This window comes from Pseudomonas sp. 14P5.3.2 (genome assembly GCF_057799175.1).
Genome location: NZ_JBYOKU010000044.1, coordinates 19,670 through 39,933, shown reverse-complemented (window position 1 = coordinate 39,933; position 20,264 = coordinate 19,670). Strand labels below are relative to the sequence as shown.

General features: G+C 59.6%; 16 protein-coding genes. 5 read left to right on the top strand and 11 right to left on the bottom strand.

The window, feature by feature from the left end; genetic code table 11:
• Positions 1 to 26: 26 nt before the first annotated feature.
• The 5 genes from AC27VU_RS25685 to sdhC all read right to left on the bottom strand — a co-directional run bounded on the left by AC27VU_RS25685 (position 27) and on the right by sdhC (position 6,346).
• Positions 27 to 2,858: a 2-oxoglutarate dehydrogenase E1 component gene (locus tag AC27VU_RS25685; RefSeq protein ID WP_003223009.1), complete on the bottom strand. Its 2,832-nt coding sequence runs from the start codon at positions 2,856 to 2,858 to the stop codon at positions 27 to 29.
• Positions 2,859 to 3,117: 259 nt separating this feature from the next.
• Positions 3,118 to 3,822: a succinate dehydrogenase iron-sulfur subunit gene (locus AC27VU_RS25680; protein WP_003223007.1), complete on the bottom strand. Its 705-nt coding sequence runs from the start codon at positions 3,820 to 3,822 to the stop codon at positions 3,118 to 3,120.
• 11 nt (positions 3,823 to 3,833) lie between these two features.
• The gene (sdhA, locus tag AC27VU_RS25675) at positions 3,834 to 5,606 is read right to left on the bottom strand and encodes a succinate dehydrogenase flavoprotein subunit (protein WP_003223001.1); all 1,773 of its coding nucleotides are present in this window, start codon (positions 5,604 to 5,606) and stop codon (positions 3,834 to 3,836) included.
• A 3-nt stretch (positions 5,607 to 5,609) separates the two neighbouring features.
• On the bottom strand, positions 5,610 to 5,978 hold the full coding sequence (sdhD, locus tag AC27VU_RS25670) for a succinate dehydrogenase, hydrophobic membrane anchor protein (protein WP_003222999.1): 369 nt from the start codon (positions 5,976 to 5,978) through the stop codon (positions 5,610 to 5,612).
• A complete protein-coding gene (gene sdhC, locus AC27VU_RS25665) occupies positions 5,972 to 6,346 on the bottom strand; it encodes a succinate dehydrogenase, cytochrome b556 subunit (protein ID WP_016773673.1) in 375 nt (124 codons plus the stop codon). The genes sdhD and sdhC overlap by 7 nt, the downstream gene beginning before the upstream one ends.
• A gap of 363 nt (positions 6,347 to 6,709) precedes the next feature.
• Between sdhC and gltA the strand changes: the two genes are divergently transcribed.
• Positions 6,710 to 7,999 (top strand): citrate synthase, encoded by a 1,290-nt coding sequence (gltA, locus tag AC27VU_RS25660; protein ID WP_003222994.1) that lies wholly within the window; start codon positions 6,710 to 6,712, stop codon positions 7,997 to 7,999.
• 1,035 nt (positions 8,000 to 9,034) lie between these two features.
• On the opposite strand, the gene AC27VU_RS25655 is transcribed toward gltA, so the two are convergent.
• The 3 genes from AC27VU_RS25655 to AC27VU_RS25645 all read right to left on the bottom strand — a co-directional run bounded on the left by AC27VU_RS25655 (position 9,035) and on the right by AC27VU_RS25645 (position 12,164).
• Positions 9,035 to 10,693 carry a cation acetate symporter gene (locus AC27VU_RS25655; RefSeq protein ID WP_103486067.1) on the bottom strand — a complete coding sequence of 553 codons (1,659 nt, stop codon included), beginning with the start codon at positions 10,691 to 10,693 and terminating at the stop codon, positions 9,035 to 9,037.
• Complete coding sequence (locus AC27VU_RS25650) at positions 10,690 to 11,001, bottom strand: DUF485 domain-containing protein (protein ID WP_003222991.1); 312 nt, start codon at positions 10,999 to 11,001, stop codon at positions 10,690 to 10,692. Before AC27VU_RS25650 ends, AC27VU_RS25655 begins: the two co-directional genes overlap by 4 nt.
• Before the next feature lie 311 nt (positions 11,002 to 11,312).
• Positions 11,313 to 12,164: a glycine betaine ABC transporter substrate-binding protein gene (locus AC27VU_RS25645; protein ID WP_003222989.1), complete on the bottom strand. Its 852-nt coding sequence runs from the start codon at positions 12,162 to 12,164 to the stop codon at positions 11,313 to 11,315.
• Between the two features lie 287 nt (positions 12,165 to 12,451).
• Between AC27VU_RS25645 and AC27VU_RS25640 the strand changes: the two genes are divergently transcribed.
• On the top strand, positions 12,452 to 14,047 hold the full coding sequence (locus tag AC27VU_RS25640; RefSeq protein WP_488725192.1) for a glycoside hydrolase family 17 protein: 1,596 nt from the start codon (positions 12,452 to 12,454) through the stop codon (positions 14,045 to 14,047).
• Between the two features lie 115 nt (positions 14,048 to 14,162).
• Here the strand turns inward: AC27VU_RS25640 and AC27VU_RS25635 are convergent, their stop codons facing one another.
• On the bottom strand, positions 14,163 to 14,531 hold the full coding sequence (locus AC27VU_RS25635) for a hypothetical protein (protein ID WP_003222985.1): 369 nt from the start codon (positions 14,529 to 14,531) through the stop codon (positions 14,163 to 14,165).
• A 223-nt stretch (positions 14,532 to 14,754) separates the two neighbouring features.
• On the opposite strand from AC27VU_RS25635, the gene AC27VU_RS25630 reads away from it, so the two are divergent.
• The 3 genes from AC27VU_RS25630 to AC27VU_RS25620 all read left to right on the top strand — a co-directional run bounded on the left by AC27VU_RS25630 (position 14,755) and on the right by AC27VU_RS25620 (position 17,848).
• Positions 14,755 to 16,053, top strand: coding sequence for a hypothetical protein (locus AC27VU_RS25630; RefSeq protein ID WP_003222983.1), 1,299 nt, complete (start codon positions 14,755 to 14,757; stop codon positions 16,051 to 16,053).
• A complete protein-coding gene (locus AC27VU_RS25625; RefSeq protein WP_003222981.1) occupies positions 16,046 to 16,834 on the top strand; it encodes an MlaA family lipoprotein in 789 nt (262 codons plus the stop codon). Before AC27VU_RS25630 ends, AC27VU_RS25625 begins: the two co-directional genes overlap by 8 nt.
• A gap of 189 nt (positions 16,835 to 17,023) precedes the next feature.
• Positions 17,024 to 17,848, top strand: a complete 825-nt coding sequence (locus AC27VU_RS25620; RefSeq protein WP_473019117.1) for a Cof-type HAD-IIB family hydrolase — start codon at positions 17,024 to 17,026, stop codon at positions 17,846 to 17,848.
• A 16-nt stretch (positions 17,849 to 17,864) separates the two neighbouring features.
• Here AC27VU_RS25620 and AC27VU_RS25615 read toward each other — a convergent pair whose 3' ends face one another.
• Complete coding sequence (locus tag AC27VU_RS25615) at positions 17,865 to 18,779, bottom strand: DUF808 domain-containing protein (protein WP_400509631.1); 915 nt, start codon at positions 18,777 to 18,779, stop codon at positions 17,865 to 17,867.
• 67 nt (positions 18,780 to 18,846) lie between these two features.
• The gene (locus AC27VU_RS25610) at positions 18,847 to 20,250 is read right to left on the bottom strand and encodes an efflux transporter outer membrane subunit (protein ID WP_488725191.1); all 1,404 of its coding nucleotides are present in this window, start codon (positions 20,248 to 20,250) and stop codon (positions 18,847 to 18,849) included.
• Positions 20,251 to 20,264: the final 14 nt, after the last annotated feature.

Here is a 20,264-nt window from a genome sequence, read left to right as displayed (position 1 = left end):
AATTCGGTTTCAGGTGCGCGAAGGCGTTAAACGGTAAACGCGTCTTGCAGCAGTTTTTCCTGCTGCTCGGCGTGCATCGATGCGTAACCACATGCTGGGGCAGCAGAAGCCTCACGGCCCGCGTACTCGAGTACGAGAGACTTGTTGAGGTTACCGATGCTGCGACGCAGGTGATGCTGGCTGCAGTACCAGGCACCCTGGTTCATCGGCTCTTCCTGACACCAAACGGCATGCTTGACGTTGGTATAAGGCGCCAGGACTTCTTTCAAGTCGTCCTCAGGGAATGGATACAGCTGCTCGATACGCACGATGGCGATATCGTCACGGCCTTCGGCACGGCGTTTTTCCAGCAGGTCGTAGTAGACCTTGCCGCTACACAGAACAACGCGCTCGACCTTTTTCGGGTCCAGGGCATCGATTTCCGGGATCACGGTCTGGAACGAACCTTCGGCCAGATCTTCCAGGGTCGAGACGGCCAGTTTGTGGCGCAGCAGCGACTTCGGCGTCAGCACTACCAGAGGTTTGCGCAGTGGGCGAATCACCTGACGACGCAGCAAGTGGTAGATCTGGGCCGGAGTGGTCGGCATGCACACCTGAATGTTGTGCTCGGCGCACAACTGCAGGTAACGCTCAAGACGAGCCGAGCTGTGCTCAGGACCCTGACCTTCGTAGCCGTGCGGCAACAGCATGGTCAGACCGCAGAGACGGCCCCACTTGTGTTCGCCGCTGGTGATGAACTGGTCGATAACAACCTGTGCACCGTTGGCGAAGTCGCCGAACTGGGCTTCCCAGATCACCAGCGCGTTTGGCGTGGTGGTCGAGTAGCCGTATTCGAAGGCCAGTACCGCTTCTTCCGACAGGAACGAGTCGTACAGGTCAAAGCGTGGCTGACCTTCGTACAGGTGTTTCAGCGGAATGTAGGTGCCAGCATCTTTCTGGTTGTGCAGCACAGCGTGACGGTGCGAGAACGTACCGCGGCCGATGTCCTGACCGGTCATGCGGATCGGGTGACCTTCGAACGCCAGGGTCGCGTACGCCATGGTTTCGGCGTAACCCCAGTTGATCGGCAGGCCGCCGGCTTGCATCTTCTGACGGTCTTCGTAGATCTTCGCAACCTGACGCTGAACCACGAAGCCTTCCGGAATTTCCAGCAGCTTGGCGGACAGTTCCTGCAGGGTCTTCAGATCGAAACGCGTGTCGTGACGCGCAGTCCAGGCGTGGCCCAGATACGGACGCCAGTCCACGAACAGCTCTTTGTTCGGCTCTTTGACCAGCGATTTCACGACGTGCAGACCGTTGTCCAGCGCGTTGCGGTATTCGTCGACTTTCGCCTGAACACGCTCTGCGTCGAGTACGCCGGCCTGGGTCAGACGATCAGCGTACAGCTCACGGGTGGTGCGCTGCTTGGTGATCTGCTGGTACATCAGCGGCTGGGTACCGCTTGGCTCGTCGGCCTCGTTGTGGCCGCGACGACGGTAGCAGACCAGGTCGATCACCACGTCACGCTTGAACTGCATGCGGTAGTCGATGGCCAACTGGGTCACGAACAGCACGGCTTCCGGATCATCGCCATTCACATGGAGGATCGGCGCCTGGATCATCTTCGCAACGTCGGTGGCGTACTCGGTGGAACGCGAGTCCAGCGGGTTGCTGATGGTGAAACCGACCTGGTTGTTGATCACGATGTGCACGGTACCGCCGGTCTTGAAACCGCGGGTCTGCGACATCTGGAAGGTTTCCATGACCACGCCCTGACCTGCGAATGCAGCGTCACCGTGGATGGAGATCGGCAGAACCTTCTCACCGGTCGGGTCGTTACGACGATCCTGACGGGCGCGAACCGAACCTTCTACCACCGGGGAAACGATTTCCAGGTGAGACGGGTTGAACGCCATGGCCAGGTGAACTTCACCGCCGGCGGTCATCACGTTGGACGAGAAGCCCTGGTGGTATTTAACGTCACCGGAACCCAGCTCGACCTTCTTCTTGCCTTCGAACTCGTCGAACAGCTCGCGCGGGTTCTTGCCGAAGGTGTTGACCAGCACGTTCAGACGGCCACGGTGGGCCATGCCGATGACGACTTCCTTGGTGCCGTAGGAACCGGAACGCTGGATCAGTTCGTCGAGCATCGGAATCAGGCTTTCGCCGCCTTCCAGACCGAAACGCTTGGTGCCCGGGTATTTGGTGCCCAGGTATTTTTCCAGGCCTTCACCGGCAGTGACGCGCTCGAGCAGATGGCTCTTGATGTCGGCGGAGTACGTCGGACGACCACGCACGCTTTCCAGACGCTGCTGGAACCAGTGGCGCTGCTCGGAATCGGTGATGTGCGTAAATTCAGCGCCGATGGTGCGGCAATATGTCTGCTGCAACGCTTCGTGAATTTCGCGTAGGCTCGCTTCCTCTTTGCCGATGAACAGGTCGCCGGCACGGAAGGTCGTATCAAGATCGGCATTGGTCAAGCCGTAATGATTGATCGACAGGTCTGCAGGTGCAGGACGCTGCCACAGCCCCAGCGGGTCCAGCTGGGCTGCCTGGTGGCCACGCATACGGTAGGCCTGGATCAATCGCAGCACTTCAACTTGCTTCTTCTCGTGCTCACTGCTCACGCTACCGGCGGAAACCGGTTGGGCGCGGCGCTGGTTCTTTGCCAGCAGCACGAAATGATCGCGAATTGTGGAGTGCGAAACATCAGTGGCAGAGCTGCCGTCGGCAGGCAGCTTCTGAAAGTAGGTGCGCCACTCTTCTGGCACAGCGTTAGGGTCGTGCAGGTAGAGCTCATAAAGCTCTTCCACATAGGCAGCGTTTCCACCTGAAAGGTAGGCGCTGTTCCACATGCGCTGCATCACGCTTTCTTGCATGCTTGGTCACCCTCGGTTAGGGGAACACCATCGGCGTCAATACCGAGCAAACTTGCAGAAGTCCGAATGCAGCGACCAAAACAAGCCACTTAGGATCACGCTGATAGTCCGGGTACCAGCCCGGATGCCCCTGCTTGTCTCATTTCTTCAAAATAAGAGCTGCAGTTTGTGGCTACTGCTCTGGTTATAGCCATGACGCGGGTTGAAGCCCGCGCCACAGCCTCTTCGTTACAGCGGTTCTACGGTTACAGCAGCTGAATCACACGCCGCTCGAAAGCAGCATGTTACGGATGTGACCGATGGCCTTAGTCGGGTTCAGGCCTTTCGGACATACGTTGACGCAGTTCATGATGCCCCGGCAGCGGAAAACGCTGAACGGGTCATCAAGCGAAGCCAGACGCTCGGATGTCTTGGTGTCACGGCTGTCTGCCAGGAAGCGGTACGCTTGCAGCAGGGCAGCTGGACCCAGGAACTTGTCCGGGTTCCACCAGAAGGACGGGCACGAGGTCGAGCAGCAGGCGCACAGGATGCACTCGTACAGACCGTCGAGCTTTTCACGCTCTTCAGGGGACTGCAGACGCTCGATGGCCGGAGCCGGCGTGTCGTTCTGCAGGTAAGGCTTAACCTTCTCGTATTGCTTGTAGAAGATGCTCATATCGACAACCAGGTCACGGATAACCGGCAAACCTGGCAGCGGACGAACGATCAACTTGTTGCCTTTTACGACAGCGGACAGCGGCGTGATGCACGCCAGACCGTTCTTGCCGTTGATGTTCATGCCGTCGGAGCCGCAGACGCCTTCACGGCAAGAGCGACGATAGGAGAAACCCTCGTCCTGCTCTTTGATCAGGGCCAGCACGTCCAGCACCATCAGGTCTTTACCACCGGTATCGACCTGGAATTCCTGCATGAACGGCGCAGCGTCCTGATCAGGGTTGTAGCGATAAACACTGACTTGCAACATGGCGATCACCCTTAATAAGTCCGGACTTTAGGTTCGAAAGTCGGAACAGTCTTCGGCGAGAAGTTAACGGCACGCTTGGCAACGCGTTTCTCACCCGGGAAGTACAGGGTGTGGCACAGCCAGTTTTCGTCGTCACGGTCTTCGAAGTCTTCACGGGCGTGAGCGCCGCGGGACTCTTTACGAACTTCGGCCGCGATGGCGGTAGCTTCAGCCACTTCCAGCAGGTTTTGCAGCTCGAGCGCTTCGATACGTGCAGTGTTGAACGCCTGCGACTTATCGTTGATCTTCACGTTGGCGATACGCTTGCGCAGATCAGCCAGTTGAGCGATACCCTTCTGCATGTATTCGCCGGTACGGAACACACCGAAGTAGTTCTGCATGCAGCTTTGCAGCTCGCGACGCAGGGTGGCCACGTCTTCGCCATCGGTACGGCCGTTCAGCGCGTTCAGACGCGACAGGGCTGCTTCGATGTCGGACTCGGTAGCGTCGTCGTATTCGATGCCGTCGGTCAGCGCCTTCTCCAGGTGCAGGCCGGCAGCGCGGCCGAATACCACCAGGTCGAGCAGCGAGTTGCCACCCAGACGGTTGGCACCGTGCACCGATACGCAAGCCACTTCACCTACCGCGAACAGACCAGGAATGATCTGATCCACGCCTTCGGCGTTCTGGGTGATCGCCTGACCATGAATGTTGGTGGCAACGCCGCCCATCATGTAGTGGCAGGTCGGAACAACCGGAACCGGAGCAACCACCGGGTCAACGTGTGCGAAAGTCTTCGACAGTTCGCAGATGCCTGGCAGACGGCTGTGCAGCACTTCCTCGCCCAGGTGGTCGAGTTTGAGCATTACGTGGTCGCCATTCGGACCGCAACCGTTGCCGGCGATGATTTCTTTAACCATCGAGCGGGCAACCACGTCACGACCAGCCAGGTCTTTCGCGTTCGGAGCATAACGCTCCATGAAACGCTCGCCGTGCTTGTTGATCAAGTAACCACCTTCACCACGGCAACCTTCGGTCACCAGTACACCGGCGCCGGCGATGCCGGTCGGGTGGAACTGCCACATTTCGATGTCTTGTACCGGCACGCCAGCACGCAGCGCCATGCCAACGCCGTCACCGGTGTTGATCAGGGCGTTGGTGGTGGAGGCGTAGATACGGCCAGCACCGCCAGTTGCCAGTACGGTGGCCTTGGCGCGGATGTACGAAGTTTCGCCGGTTTCGATGCAGATCGCGATCACACCGACAAACTCGCCTTCCTGGTTTTTCACCAGGTCGACCGCGTAGTACTCGTTCAGGAACGTGGTACCGGCTTTCAGATTGCCCTGATAAAGGGTGTGCAGCAGCGCGTGACCGGTACGGTCGGACGCTGCGCAGGTACGGGCAGCCTGGCCGCCCTTACCGTAGTCCTTGGACTGACCACCGAACGGACGCTGGTAGATACGGCCTTGTTCGGTACGCGAGAACGGCAGACCCATGTGGTCCAGCTCGAAAACGGCAGCCGGGCCTTCCTGACACATGTACTCGATAGCGTCCTGGTCACCGATGTAGTCGGAACCCTTGACGGTATCGTACATGTGCCAGCGCCAGTCATCGTTCGGGTCAGCGGACGCGATCGCGCAGGTGATGCCGCCCTGGGCGGATACAGTGTGCGAACGGGTCGGGAAAACCTTGGTGATCACCGCAGTCTTGTGACCGCCCTGCGCCAGCTGCAGCGCAGCGCGCATGCCGGCACCGCCACCACCAATAATGATGGCGTCGAAAGAAATCGTTGGAATGTTAGCCATGACTCAGATACCCCAGAGAATCTGCACACCCCAGACGAAGTAAGCGAACATCGCAACGCCGCATACTGCCTGGAAAAGGAAACGTATAGCCGTCGCGGACTTGCCGAACGCCATTGGCGTCAGGTAGTCAGTCGCGATGGTCCACATGCCGACCCAGGCGTGAGCGCCGAGAGCAACAAGGGCCAGGAGGCTGAAAATACGCATCCCGTTGTGAGCGAACAGTTCATGCCACTGGGCGTACTCGAGGCCTGGGTGGGCCACGACGTATCCGATCAGAAAGATGAAGTAAGCCGCGAGAACGACCGCCGACACACGTTGCGCCATCCAGTCATAGAGGCCCGAACGCGAGAGGTTCGTGACGTTAGTTACCATATCCAGACTCCTGCCAGAACGATTACCACCACGGAAACGGCGATAACGATTTTCGAGCCCAGCTTGCCGCCTTCCAGCGTCTCACCGATGCCCATGTCCATGATCAAATGGCGCACACCGGCAACCAGGTGATACAGCAGAGCGGACAGGATGCCCCAAATCACTAGCTTGGCTAGCGGACTGGTCAGACACGCTTTCACCTGACCGAAGCCTTCCTCGGAGCTCAGCGACTTGTCCAATGCGTAAAGCATGATGGCAAGGCACACAAAGAGGATGACACCGGAGATACGGTGAAGAATGGACGTGTAAGCAGTGACTGGGAGTTTGATGGTCCTTAGGTCTAGGTTTACAGGTCGTTGGCTTTTCACGGCTTTTTTTTCACACTGAAGAGCCCCTAACAATCAGGGCAAAGTTGTTGGGGAGTGCACTGGTCAGGTAACCACCACCCAGGGATGCGACCCCCAATGAAAGCAAGCCCAAAAGCCCTTGGCGGTCGGTGGCCGAGTATAGACAGTTAGGCTACTAATGACAACGCAATCACCTACCCCCAATAGCTGATTGCACAAGTCGCATAAAAGGCGTAAATGGCAGTCAATTTCGAGGAAAAAGTGCGCTTAAAGCCTTCTGGAGCAAGACTTTAGGCAAATTGACATTCGAATTTATCTCACTATAGTGGTGCGGGCCCTGCGTGGGGGGTCTGTCTGATGGTTCAAGCATAAATAGGAGGCCACATGGCTGACAAAAAAGCGCAGTTGATCATCGAGGGCGCAGCCCCCGTCGAGCTGCCCATTTTAACCGGCACCGTTGGTCCCGATGTAATCGATGTTCGGGGCCTGACGGCCACGGGCCGCTTCACTTTCGACCCGGGTTTCATGTCGACCGCTTCGTGCGAATCGAAGATCACCTATATCGACGGCGACAACGGCATTCTGTTGCACCGCGGCTACCCGATCGAACAGCTGGCTGAAAAGTCGGACTACCTGGAAACCTGCTACCTGCTGCTTAACGGCGAACTGCCGACCGCAGAACAGAAGGCCCAGTTCGTCAGCACCGTGAAAAACCACACCATGGTTCACGAGCAGCTGAAAACCTTCTTCAACGGCTTCCGTCGCGACGCCCACCCGATGGCCGTCATGTGCGGCGTAGTCGGCGCCCTCTCGGCCTTCTACCACGACTCCCTGGACATCAATAACCCGCAGCATCGCGAAATCTCCGCGATCCGTCTGGTTGCCAAGATGCCGACCCTGGCAGCGATGGTTTACAAGTACTCCATGGGCCAACCCATGATGTACCCGCGCAACGACCTGACGTACGCGGAAAACTTCCTGCACATGATGTTCAACACCCCGTGCGAGATCAAACCGATCAGCCCGGTACTCGCCAAGGCCATGGACCGGATCTTCATCCTCCATGCCGACCACGAGCAGAACGCATCGACCTCCACCGTGCGTCTGGCAGGCTCCTCGGGTGCCAACCCGTTCGCCTGTATCGCCGCCGGTATCGCCGCACTGTGGGGCCCTGCCCACGGCGGTGCGAACGAAGCCGTATTGACCATGCTTGACGAGATTGGCGATGTGTCCAACATCGACAAGTTCATCGCCAAGGCCAAGGACAAGAACGATCCGTTCAAGCTGATGGGCTTCGGTCACCGCGTTTACAAGAACCGCGACCCTCGCGCGACTGTGATGAAGCAGACCTGCGACGAAGTGCTGAAAGAACTGGGCATCAACAACGATCCGCAACTCGAACTGGCCATGCGCCTGGAAGAGATCGCGCTGACCGACCCGTACTTCATTGAGCGCTCGCTGTACCCGAACGTCGACTTCTACTCGGGGATCATCCTCAAGGCGATCGGCATTCCAACCAGCATGTTCACCGTGATCTTCGCTCTGGCCCGTACCGTCGGCTGGATCTCGCACTGGAAAGAAATGCTCTCCAGCCCGTACAAGATTGGCCGTCCGCGCCAGTTGTATACTGGCTACGAGTCGCGTGATATCACCAAGCTGGAAGACCGCAAATAAGACCTGTCTTGCGATAACGTCTTGAAGTTGGATCGGGAACGGCCTCTTATATAGAGGCCGTTTTTGTTTGTTTGGTCGCAGCGGCCTGGGGGCCGACTGGGGTTTGGGGTTTGGGGTTTGGGGTGTATATCCGTTGCTGCGGTAACGGCCTCCTATGGTTTCGCTCTTACAGCGAGTCACCTTTTCCAGACGCCGAAAAGGTAACCCAAAAGGCTTTGCCCCGGCGTACGGCACTTCGCTTAGGCTCAGTGTTCCCTCGCTACGGTGTCCATCAGGGGGCATCGCCTACGGTTTGCTTCGCTGCACCTCCTCTCGATGTATGCGGCTTCGCCGCATGGCGCTGCGCGCCTAACCCCCTGATGGACACCTACGCTCGGCCTGCCGATGGGCCTGAAGATCAAAAACCAAAGCCAAAGCCAAAGCAGATCAAAAGATCACAGCCTTCGGCAGTTCCTACATGGGACTAGGTACACTCATTAAGAAATTGGGCGACTGGCGGGCCGCTTTCGCGAGCAAGCCCGCTCCCACATTTTGATTGAGTGCATTCAGTTAGAGATCGGTCGGCTCGTAGGCCGCCATCGCCAGCAGGTACAGTTCAGATTGCATGCTGCCCCTGCGGCGCAGCCGCCCCACTCAACACAATGAGCGTTAGCTCGAGTACCGCTTTTGATTTTGATCTGAGGGCCCGTCGGCAGGCTGAGTGGAGGGATTTATCTGGGGGTGGGAGCGCAGCGACCGTTTGGCGCAGCCAAACACAGCGAGAGGAGGTGCAGCGAAGCAAACCGTAGGCGCTGCCCCCCCCGGATGAATCCCGCAGCGAAGGAACCCGAGCCCAGGCGAGGGCCGAACGTCAGGGCACAGACCTTTTGGTTACTTTTGGGGCGTTTGCCAAAAGTGACCCGCCGTAAGGGCGGAACCCTAAGCAGCCTTGACCGCAGCAATGGATATGCACCCAATTCCAGCCCGATAACCGCCCACAAAAAAATGCCCCGATCTCTCAACCAGGGCATTTCACTCAAAACATCTAATCAGCGCTTAGTGCGAAACCGCCCCACTCGCCCCCAACCCCGTCTGCGAACGCACAAACTGCGGGAAGAACAGCGCCCGCTCGTTCTCGGCCGCAGCCGACTTGTCGGTGATCGAGAAGAACCAGATCCCGATGAACGCGATCACCATCGAGAACAGCGCCGGATACTCGTACGGGAAGATCGCCTTCTCGTGATGCAGAATCTGCACCCAGATGGTCGGGCCAAGGATCATCAGCCCCACCGCACTCACCAGCCCCAACCAGCCGCCGATCATCGCGCCGCGGGTGGTCAGCTTCTTCCAGTACATCGAAAGCAACAGCACCGGGAAGTTGCAGCTCGCCGCGATGGAGAACGCCAGGCCAACCATGAACGCAATGTTCTGGCTTTCGAACAGGATGCCCAGACCAATCGCCAGCACACCCAATGCGATGGTGGTGATCTTCGACACGCGAATCTCATCCTTATCGTTGGCCTTGCCCTTCTTGATCACACTGGCATACAGGTCGTGCGACACCGCCGAAGCACCGGCCAGGGTCAGACCCGCCACCACCGCCAGAATAGTCGCGAACGCCACCGCCGAGATAAAGCCGAGGAAGATGCTGCCACCCACTGCGTCAGCCAGGTGCACCGCCGCCATGTTGTTGCCGCCGAGCAGAGCGCCCGCCGCATCCTTGAAGTCAGGATTGGTGCTGACCAGCAGAATCGCACCGAAGCCGATGATGAAGGTCAGGATGTAGAAGTAACCAATGAAACCGGTGGCGTACAGCACGCTCTTGCGGGCTTCTTTGGCGTCACTCACGGTGAAGAAGCGCATCAGGATGTGCGGCAGACCAGCGGTACCGAACATCAGGGCCAGGCCCAGGGAGAACGCCGAAATCGGATCTTTCACCAGACCGCCCGGGCTCATGATCGCTTCACCTTTCGGGTGAACCTTGATTGCCTCGGAGAACAGTGTGTTGAAGTCGAAGTTGACGTGTTTCATCACCATCAGCGCCATGAACGAGGCACCGGACAGCAACAGCACAGCCTTGATGATCTGCACCCAGGTGGTCGCCAGCATGCCGCCGAACAGCACGTACATGCACATCAGGATACCGACCAGAATCACCGCGACGTAGTAGTCGAGACCGAACAGCAGCTGGATCAGCTTGCCGGCACCAACCATTTGCGCGATCAGGTAGAACGCTACCACCACCAGCGAACCGCAGGCGGACAGGGTACGGATCTGGGTTTGCCCGAGGCGGTAGGACGCCACGTCGGCAAAGGTGTATTTGCCCAGGTTACGCAGACGCTCGGCGATCAGGAACAGAATGATCGGCCAGCCCACCAGAAAGCCGATCGAGTAGATCAGGCCGTCGTAGCCGGAGGTGAACACCAGCGCGGAAATCCCCAGGAAGGACGCCGCCGACATGTAGTCACCGGCAATCGCCAGACCGTTCTGGAAACCAGTGATCTTGCCGCCCGCCGCATAGTAGTCGGCGGCCGACTTGTTGCGCTTGGAGGCCCAGTAGGTGATGCACAGGGTCGCACCGACGAACACCACGAACATGGCGATGGCGGAAACGTTGAGCGGTTGTTTGTGGACTTCGCCGGTCAAGGCGTCAGCGGCCCAGACGGCCGGAGCGAACGCTGCGATGCTCAAAAGAGCCAGTAGACGCCGGATCATTGCTGAGCCTCCTTGAGAATCGCATTGTTCAGGTCGTCAAACTCGCCGTTGGCGCGCCGTACGTAGATCGCGGTCAGGATGAAGGCCGAGACAATCAGGCCGACACCAATCGGAATACCCCAGGTAATCGAAGACCCGGGACTGAGTTTCGCCCCGAGCACTTGCGGCCCGTACGCGATCAGCAGAATGAATGCGGAGTAAAGCCCGAGCATGATTGCCGAGAGAATCCAGGCGAATCGTTCCCTTTTTCTCACCAGCTCCTTGAAGCGCGGGCTGTTTTGAATCGAGAGGTAAATGCTGTCGTTCATTGTTTTTATCCTCGCAGCACAGATTATTGTTGGAACGTATCCACTGTATGCGGCTGCGGAACGGGTTCCAGACGACCTTAGTATTAGAACGACATGACGTTTTCGCCAATTTTCGGACGGTAATTAGCCGAAAGAGTTGGAAAGAGGCGTTGAGAGAGCCGTAAACCCTGCAAGACGGGACTTGTCGCTGGAAACAAATGTGGGAGCGAGCTTGCTCGCGAAGGCGTCGTGTCAGCCAACATTTCTGTCAACTGTTACACCGCTTTCGCGAGCAAGCTCGCTCCCACAGGGGTCAGGCGTTGTTGGTACTTTTATTTGGTCCAGTCAGCCACGCGATCCGGGTGCTTGGCGACCCAATCCTTGGCCGCCGCTTCTGGCTTGGCGCCGTCCTGGATAGCCAGCATGACTTCGCCGATCTCGTCTTTCGACGCCCACTGGAAGTTTTTCAGGAACTTGGCGACTTCAGGCGCTTTGGCATCCAGCTCTTTGCTGCCGATGCTGTTCACGGTTTCAGCCGCGCCGTACACGCCTTTCGGGTCGTCGAGGAAGCGCAGTTTCCACTTGGCGAACATCCAGTGCGGCACCCAACCGGTGACCGCAATCGATTCGTTCTTTTTCTCGGCGCGGGTCAGCTCGGCAATCATGCCGGCGCCGGAACTGGCCTTGAGCGTATATTTGTCCAGGCCGTAATCCTTGATCGCCTGATCGGTTTTGAGCATTACGCCTGAACCGGCGTCGATGCCGACGATGCGGTTCTTGAAGCTGTCATCGGTCTTGAGGTCTTCGATCGATTTCGCTTTGACGTACTCCGGCACGATCAGGCCGATTTTCGCATCCTTGAAGTTCGGGCCGTAATCCACGACCAGATCCTTGTTCTTCGCCCAGTATTCGCCGTGGGTGACCGGCAGCCAGGCTGAAAGCATCGCATCGAGTTTGCCGGTGGCCACGCCCTGCCACATGATCCCGGTGGCGACGGCTTGCAACTTCACGTCGTAGCCGAGTTTCTGCTTGATCACCTCGGCCGCCACATGGGTGGTCGCGACGCTGTCGGACCAGCCGTCAACGTAACCGATGTTCAGGGTCTGTTTTTCAGCGCTGGCGAATGTGGAACTCATCGCAAGCACCAGAGCGGCACCTGCGCCTAAAAGTCGTCGCATCTTCATCGTTTACTTCCCCGAAATGCTGCGCCCAACGGATGCCGGGCATCGTCAACGTATTGTTATGGTGCACAGCGCCCCCATCACGCCTGACCGCAAACTCGCTTGAACGCCAGTGGAGTGCTGACGCTTTCGATCATCGGCCTGACGCCCGCAGCGACCTGCTCTGTCAGCGACCTCAATACACCGAGAAACGACATCAGAAGGCCATTAATCGCCTCCGAATAAATGGCGCCAGACAATCCGCCCGAACTTTGCATGGGCAAATCATGCAGGCCACCAACCGCTGAAAAATGCAGGTAACATGCGTCGCTTTGCAGCCACTCGGCCTGACCATGTCCGCGACTTCCCGCTTTCCCTTTCTTCCTTACCTCTTCGCCTGCCTGCTCGGCCTGTTTGCCCTCGGTGGCTTCTGGTACGGCCTCGGCAAACCGGTGATCCTGCCGGACGCCGCGACCCCGACGCACAAGTTGCAATGCGCCTCCTACACGCCGTTCGACAAGGATCAGTCGCCGTTCGACGTACCGTTCGAACTGCGCCCGGAGCGCATGGACGCTGACCTCGCCCTGTTGGCGACGCGTTTTCAATGCATCCGCACCTACTCGATGACCGGCCTCGAAGCGCTGCCGGATCTGGCGCGCAAACACGGTTTGAAGCTGATGATCGGCGCCTGGGTCAACAGCAACCCGGTGGACACCGAAAAAGAGGTCGACCAGTTGATCGCCTCGGCCAACGCCAACGCGGATGTGGTCAGCGCGGTGATCGTCGGCAACGAAGCCTTGCTGCGCAAGGAAGTCACCGGCGCGCAACTGGCCAGACTGATCAACAAGGTCAAAAGCCAGGTCAAGCAACCGGTGACCTACGCCGATGTCTGGGAGTTCTGGCTCAAGCACCCGGAAGTCGCGCCGGCGGTGGACTTCCTGACCATTCACTTGCTGCCGTACTGGGAAGATGATCCGTCGAACATCGACGTCGCCCTGCAACATGTGGCGGATGTGCGTCAGGTGTTCGGCAACAAGTTCGCGCCCAAGGACGTGATGATCGGCGAGACCGGCTGGCCCAGCGAAGGTCGCCAGCGCGAGACCGCCCTGCCGAGCCGGGTCAACGAGGCCAAGTTCATTCGTGGCTTTGTCGCGATGGCCGAGAAGGAAGGCTGGCATTACAACCTGATCGAGGCGTTCGACCAGCCATGGAAGCGTGGCAGCGAAGGTGCGGTGGGCGGCTATTGGGGCCTGTTCGATGCCGATCGCCAGGACAAGGGCGTGCTCGCCGGACCAGTGACCAACGTGCCGTACTGGAAGGAATGGCTGGGGGTTGGCGGGCTGATCTTCCTCGGCACGCTGCTGCTCGGCGGCCGGGTGCGCACCACCCGATCGGCGTTGATCCTGCCGCTGCTCGGTGCGCTGGCCGCCTGCTCGATCGGCGCCTGGGGTGATCTGGCGCGAGTGACCACGCGGTTTGCCAGCGAATGGCTGTGGGTCGGTTTGCTGACGGTCTTGAATCTGTTGGTGCTGGCCCATGCCGCGCTGAGCCTGAGCGCCCGCCAGGGTTGGCGTGAACGTGCCTTCAATCGGCTCGAGCGCCGTGCCGGCTGGCTGGTGGCGCTGGCAGGTTTCGCGGCGGCGGTGATGATGCTGGAGATGGTCTTCGACGCACGTTATCGCAGCTTTGCCAGCATGGCGTTCATCTTGCCGGCGCTGGTTTACGTGTGCCGGCCGGTCAGCGTGCCGCGTCGGGAAATCGCCCTGCTGACCTTTATCATCGGCGCCGGCATTGCGCCGCAGTTGTATGAAGAAGGATTGTTGAATCAGCAGGCATGGGGCTGGGCGTTGGTCAGCGGGTTGCTGGTGGCGGCACTTTGGCGCTGCCTGCGGGTTCGCAAGGGCTGATCTCCAGAGGCCAGTCTTGCCCCTTCGCGAGCAAGCCCGCTCCCACATTTGATTGCATTCCAACTGAAGGAACTCGATTAAATGTGGGAGCGGGCTTGCTCGCGAAGGCTGAGGATCAGGCGCTACGGGATTCCCGGACCAACCGCAACCCGGCAATCACCACCGCAAATACCGCCAGCGTGGTGTTGTACAACGCCAGCGCCGGCAACCCGAACACCAGCGCCAGCACCGCCAGCCACCACCCTGCCCGCCCCGGCAACACAAAACCCAGCAGCGCCGCACCCAGCGCGGTCCAGCCCAGTACCTTGAAGTGGATCATCAGCCCCAGGTTCGAACGTACCGAGCATTCCCAACGGCTCGCTTCATCGACGCAGATGCCAACCCACCGACCGTCCTCCATAAAGCCATAACGCGCGCCATAACTGGCGGCCAGCCACAGCGGCAACAGAACGAGCAACAGGATCACGGGCAAGCGGCGGGACATGAATCTCTCCAATCAACGAAATCGGCGGCCAGCTTAATCGCACTTGTACCGTTGGCAAGTACTAACAACTGTTAACTGGTCATCCGCGCCTTGCAAAGTGTATCGTCCAGCTACTATTACTCCGAATTCTGCCTGTTTGGTGCCGAGGCATGGCACTTTGGCGCAACCCCGGTGGTCATAGCCTGCGAACTTCATTCGGCACCTTCCTTTAAGGGATCCAGTCATGCTCCGTTCCTTGCGCTTCGCCGCGCTTTTCTGCGGCCTTATTCTGAGTGCGTCCGCACTGGCGGTGGATATCGATGCCGCCGGTTATGGCTATCCCCTGACCAACCCGTTCGAGGCGACCATCGCCACGACGCCACCGGACCTGCGCCCGGAATTGCCGTCGGACGACGAGATCAACCAGTCCGACCACAGCATTACCCTGCGCCCGGAACGGGCATTCATTCTCCCGGACAATTTCTGGGCCGTGAAAAAACTCACGTACCGCATCGCCGAACAGGACAAACCGGCGCCGCTGATCTTCCTGATCGCCGGCACCGGCGCGCGCTATGACAGCGCGATCAATGAATACCTGAAGAAGCTCTATTACAAGGCCGGCTACCACGTCGTGCAGTTGTCGTCGCCGACCAGCTTCGACTTCATCAGCGCCGCCTCACGCTTCGCCACCCCGGGCATCACCAAGGAAGACGCCGAAGACATGTACCGAGTGATGCAAGCCGTGCGCGCGCAACATCCCAAATTGCCGGTCACCGAGTACTACCTCAGCGGCTACAGCCTCGGTGCGCTGGATGCCGCGTTCGTTGCGCACCTGGACGAAACCCGGCGCAGCTTCAACTTCAAGAAAGTCCTGCTGCTCAACCCGCCGGTCAACCTCTATACCTCGATCACCAACCTCGACAAGCTGGTGCAGACCGAGGTGAAAGGCATCAACAACAGCACCACCTTCTATGAACTGGTGCTGAACAAGCTGACCCGCTACTTCCAGCAGAAAGGCTACATCGACCTCAACGACGCCCTGCTCTACGACTTCCAGCAGTCGAAACAGCATCTGACCAACGAACAGATGGCGATGCTGATCGGCACCTCGTTCCGTTTCTCGGCGGCCGACATTGCCTTCACTTCCGACCTGATCAACCGTCGCGGCCTGATCACCCCGCCGAAATTCCCGATCACCGAAGGCACCAGCCTCACGCCATTCCTCAAGCGTGCGCTGCAATGCGACTTCGACTGCTACCTGACCGAACAGGTGATCCCGATGTGGCGTGCGCGCACCGACGGCGGCAGTCTGTTGCAACTGATCGACCAGGTCAGCCTGTACGCGCTCAAGGATTACCTGCACGACAGCCCGAAAATCGCCGTCATGCATAACGCCGACGATGTGATCCTCGGCCCCGGCGACCTCGGTTTCCTGCGCAAGACCTTCGGCGATCGCCTGACCGTTTATCCTTACGGCGGCCATTGCGGCAACCTTAACTACCGCGTCAACAGCGACGCCATGCTGGAGTTCTTCCGTGGCTAAATATCTCCTGCTGATTGCAGCGCTCCTCAGTGCAGGCGTGGCCCAGGCCGACAACAGCAAAGCCAACGCGCCCGTGGTGGTCGACAACGACGGCTTCAAGGAACCGCTGTCCAAACTCAAGTTCAACCCGGGTCTGGACCAGCGTGAATTCGAACGCTCGACGCTTAACGCGCTCAACGTTTACGACCCGCTGGAGTCGTGGAACCGCCGCGTCTACCACTTCAACTACCGCTTCGACCAATGGGTGTTCCTGCCAGTGGTCGACGGTTATCGCTACGTGACGCCAAGCTTCCTGCGTACCGGGGTGAGCAACTTCTTCAACAACCTCGGCGACGTGCCGAACCTGGTCAACAGCCTGCTGCAGTTCAAGGGCAAGCGCTCGATGGAAACCACGGCGCGGCTGCTGCTCAACACCACCATCGGCGTCGCCGGTCTGTGGGATCCGGCCACCGCGATGGGCCTGCCGCGCCAGAGCGAAGACTTCGGTCAGACCCTGGGCTTCTACGGCGTACCGGGCGGCGCCTACTTCGTGTTGCCGATCCTCGGCCCGTCGAACATCCGCGACACCGCCGGCCTGGCCGTCGACTACACCGCCGAATCGGCGATCAACTACCTGAACGTGTCGAAAGTCAGCGAAAACCACCCGGAAATCTGGGCCCTGCGCGCGGTCGACAAGCGCTACCAGACCAACTTCCGCTACGGCCAGATGAACTCGCCGTTCGAGTACGAGAAAGTCCGTTACGTCTACACCGAGTCGCGCAAGTTGCAGATTGCCGAGTAAACCCTTCCAACCGCTGGCAAGCATCGGCCCCGCCGAGCTTGTCAGCGCGTCTGCACGCCCGACATTCTTTTCATATGCCTGCCCTTCTGTGCCCGCCCGGGTAAAGACTGACGCCGCCCTTTCGTCTTTCAGACAGCGGCGTACGCCCGGTCAACTGGGTGGGCAGGCGATCCCTTCCGAGGAGTCATGATGTACTTGCTTATTGCCTCTGACCTGGATGGCACGCTGCTGCTGCCAGGCGATACTTTCGGTGCCTTTACCAAAAGCGTGATTCACAGCCTGAACCGCGCAGGTCATCACATCGTGCTGGCAACGGGTCGGCATCAGACGGACGTCGAGTCATTGCTCGACAGTCAGTCACCGCCGGTTCACCTGATCACCGCCAATGGCGCGCGCATTTCCAGCGCCTGTGGCGGACTTTCATTGAGCGCGGAATTATCGACCGCCGTTGTTCAGACATTGCTCGAGGAAACCCGCGCCGACACCGACCTGACCATCAACCTTTACTGCCGATCCGGCTGGCTGATGAGTCGAGAAGACGAAAACCTGAAGGACTTCAGCCAGAACCCGGACTTCCAGCCAACACTCTGCGCGACCGAGAATCTGCCGCTGCAGGCTGTGCAGAAAGTGTTTTTCTTTCAACGCAGCAAGGATCATGACGCCCTGCTCAGGCTGCAGGCGCGGCTGGAACAACGGCTGGGCGATCAGATCGGCACGGTATTCACGTTTCCATGGTGCCTGGAGGTCATGGCCAGAGACGTCTCCAAGGGCAATGCCCTGAAGCAGCTGGCCGAATTCCTCAACGTGCCCATTCAGGCCTGCATCGCGTTTGGTGACGCCATGAACGACGCCGACATGTTGGCCGGTGTCGGCAAAGGCGTGCTCATGGGCAACGCACATGCCGAGTTGAGACAGGCACTGCCCGAAGCGGAGATCATCGGCCGATGCACCGATGAAGCCGTCGCGCACTACCTGTCGAAGCATCTGCTGAAGAGCGCTGATCGCCCGGCATGAACACCTGCGGGCGTCCTTACGCCCGCACAGCCTTCCACAATTTGCCAACCAGGCTCACCGCGAGCAACACCACGCCCCCGGCAATAATCCCGGCCACGCCATTGAGCAGCACCGGGACTGCAAACCCGACACTACCGGACGCCGCCCCCACACTTTCAATCCAGTGATGCACCGCAGGAATGCCGTGGGTGAGGATGCCGCCGCCGACCAGGAACATCGCCGCCGTGCCGATCACCGACAGGCCTTTCATCATGTACGGCGCGGCGCGCAGGATCGCGTTGCCGATGCTTTTCGCTGCGGCACCGGGTTTCTGCGTCAGCCACAGGCCGAGGTCGTCGAGTTTGACGATGCCGGCCACCAGACCATAGACACCGACAGTCATGACGATGGCGATGCCGGACATCACGATCACTTGCTGGGTCAGCGAAGCGTCGGCCACGGTGCCGAGCGTGATGGCGATGATTTCCGCCGAAAGGATGAAATCGGTGCGGATCGCGCCTTTGATCTTGTCCTTCTCGTAAGCCACCAGATCGGTGCTCGGCTCGGCCACGGCCTCGGTCAATTGCGCATGTCCGGCGTCATCTTCGGCCTTGCTGTGCAGGAACTTGTGCGCGAGTTTCTCGAAGCCTTCGAAGCACAGATAGGCGCCGCCGACCATTAACAGCGGCGTCACCAGCCACGGCACAAACGCACTGATCGCCAACGCCGACGGCACCAGAATCAGTTTGTTGAGAAACGAGCCCTTGGCCACCGCCCAGACCACGGGAATTTCCCGCTCGGCGCGCACGCCGGAGACTTGCTGGGCATTGAGCGCCAAGTCGTCACCGAGCACCCCGGCGGTCTTCTTCGCGGCCATTTTGCTCATCAACGCCACATCATCCAGAACGGTGGCAATATCGTCGATCAGCACCAGCAAACTGCTTCCTGCCATGGGTCAGGCTTCCCTACATGAAAAAAGTGCGCGCAGCATACCGCGCCGCACTCACGGGAGCGAGACGCTAAGGCACCTGCCAGCCACCCCCCAGGCTCTGGAACAGCGCGACACTGCCCTGACTGAGCAAACCTTGCGTGTCGCGCAGGTTCTGCTCGGCCTGCAACAGCACCAATTGCTGAGTCAATACCGCTTGCTGGCTGACCGTGCCCGCGCGCTGCTGCGCCTGCTGGCTGCCGAACAATTGCTGATTGCGCTGAAACATCTGCTCGTAGGCCTGCGCCTGGGTGTGCAGGTGATTGATCGCCGACAGGTTGTCCTCGACGTTCTGCAACGCACCGAGCACCGTGCCGCGATAATTCGCCACGTCCTGATCGTAGGTGGCTTCGGCTTCCTGCTTGGCGGCTGCGCGGGCGCCGCCGTCGAAAATCGTTTCGGCCAGCGCCGGGCCGAGGGTCCAGATGCGGTTCGGCACCGAGAACAGACCGCCCAGCGCCGTGCCGCGAAAACCGCCTTCGGCGGTCAGGCTCAGGGTCGGGAAAAACGCCGCTTCGGCGACGCCGATTCGCGCGTTGGCCGCTGCTGCCAGGCGTTCGGCCGAGACCACATCGGGACGCCGCAGCAGCAGATTCGACGGCAGCACCGGCGGCGGCATCGGCGTGGTGAACTGATAGTCGGCAGCCTTGGACAGATTGAACTGCGCCGGCGCCACGCCCACCAGCACCGCCAATGCATGCTCGGCCTGCTCGCGTGAACGCTGCGCGGTTTGCAGCGCGGCAATCACCGTGCTCAATTGATCCTGCGCCACCAGCAATTGATCGTTGGTCGCCGTACCCTGCACGGTTTGCGCCTGGATCATCGTCAGCAGTTGCTGGTTGATGGTCTGCTGTTGCTGCAACAGATCGATGTCGATATCCAGTTGCCGCAGCCCCAGATAATTGGTCGCTACGCTCGCTCCAATCGACAGCCGCACCCCGGCCAGCAAGGCATCGGACGATTGCAGCGAGGCCTGGCTCGATTCGATGCCGCGCCGCACCTGGCCCCACAGATCCGGTTCCCAACTGGCGCTCAAGGTCGCGCTGACGGATTGCTCGACGGTGCCGCCACTGCTGCTGGTGCCGGTCAAGCCGCTGGTGGTGCTGCCGCTGGCCCCGCCACCGACCCCGCGCGCGCCGGACAAGCCCACGCCCACCGTCGGCCACAACCCGGCGCGGCTCGACGCCACTTGTGCCTGCGCCAGCCGATACGCCGCTTCGGCGCCAATGATCGACGGGTTGGCCCTGGCCGAGCGCTCGACCAGATCGTTGAGTATCGGATCCTGATAAATCCGCCACCACTGGCTGTTCAGCGCCCCCTGCGGATTGGCCTGGGCGCGCTGCCATTGGGTGCCTTCCTTGAAGGAGGTCGGCAGTTCCATGGCCGGTTTCTGATAATCCGGACCGACCATGCAGCCACTCAACAACAGCGCCATGATCAATGCCAGCA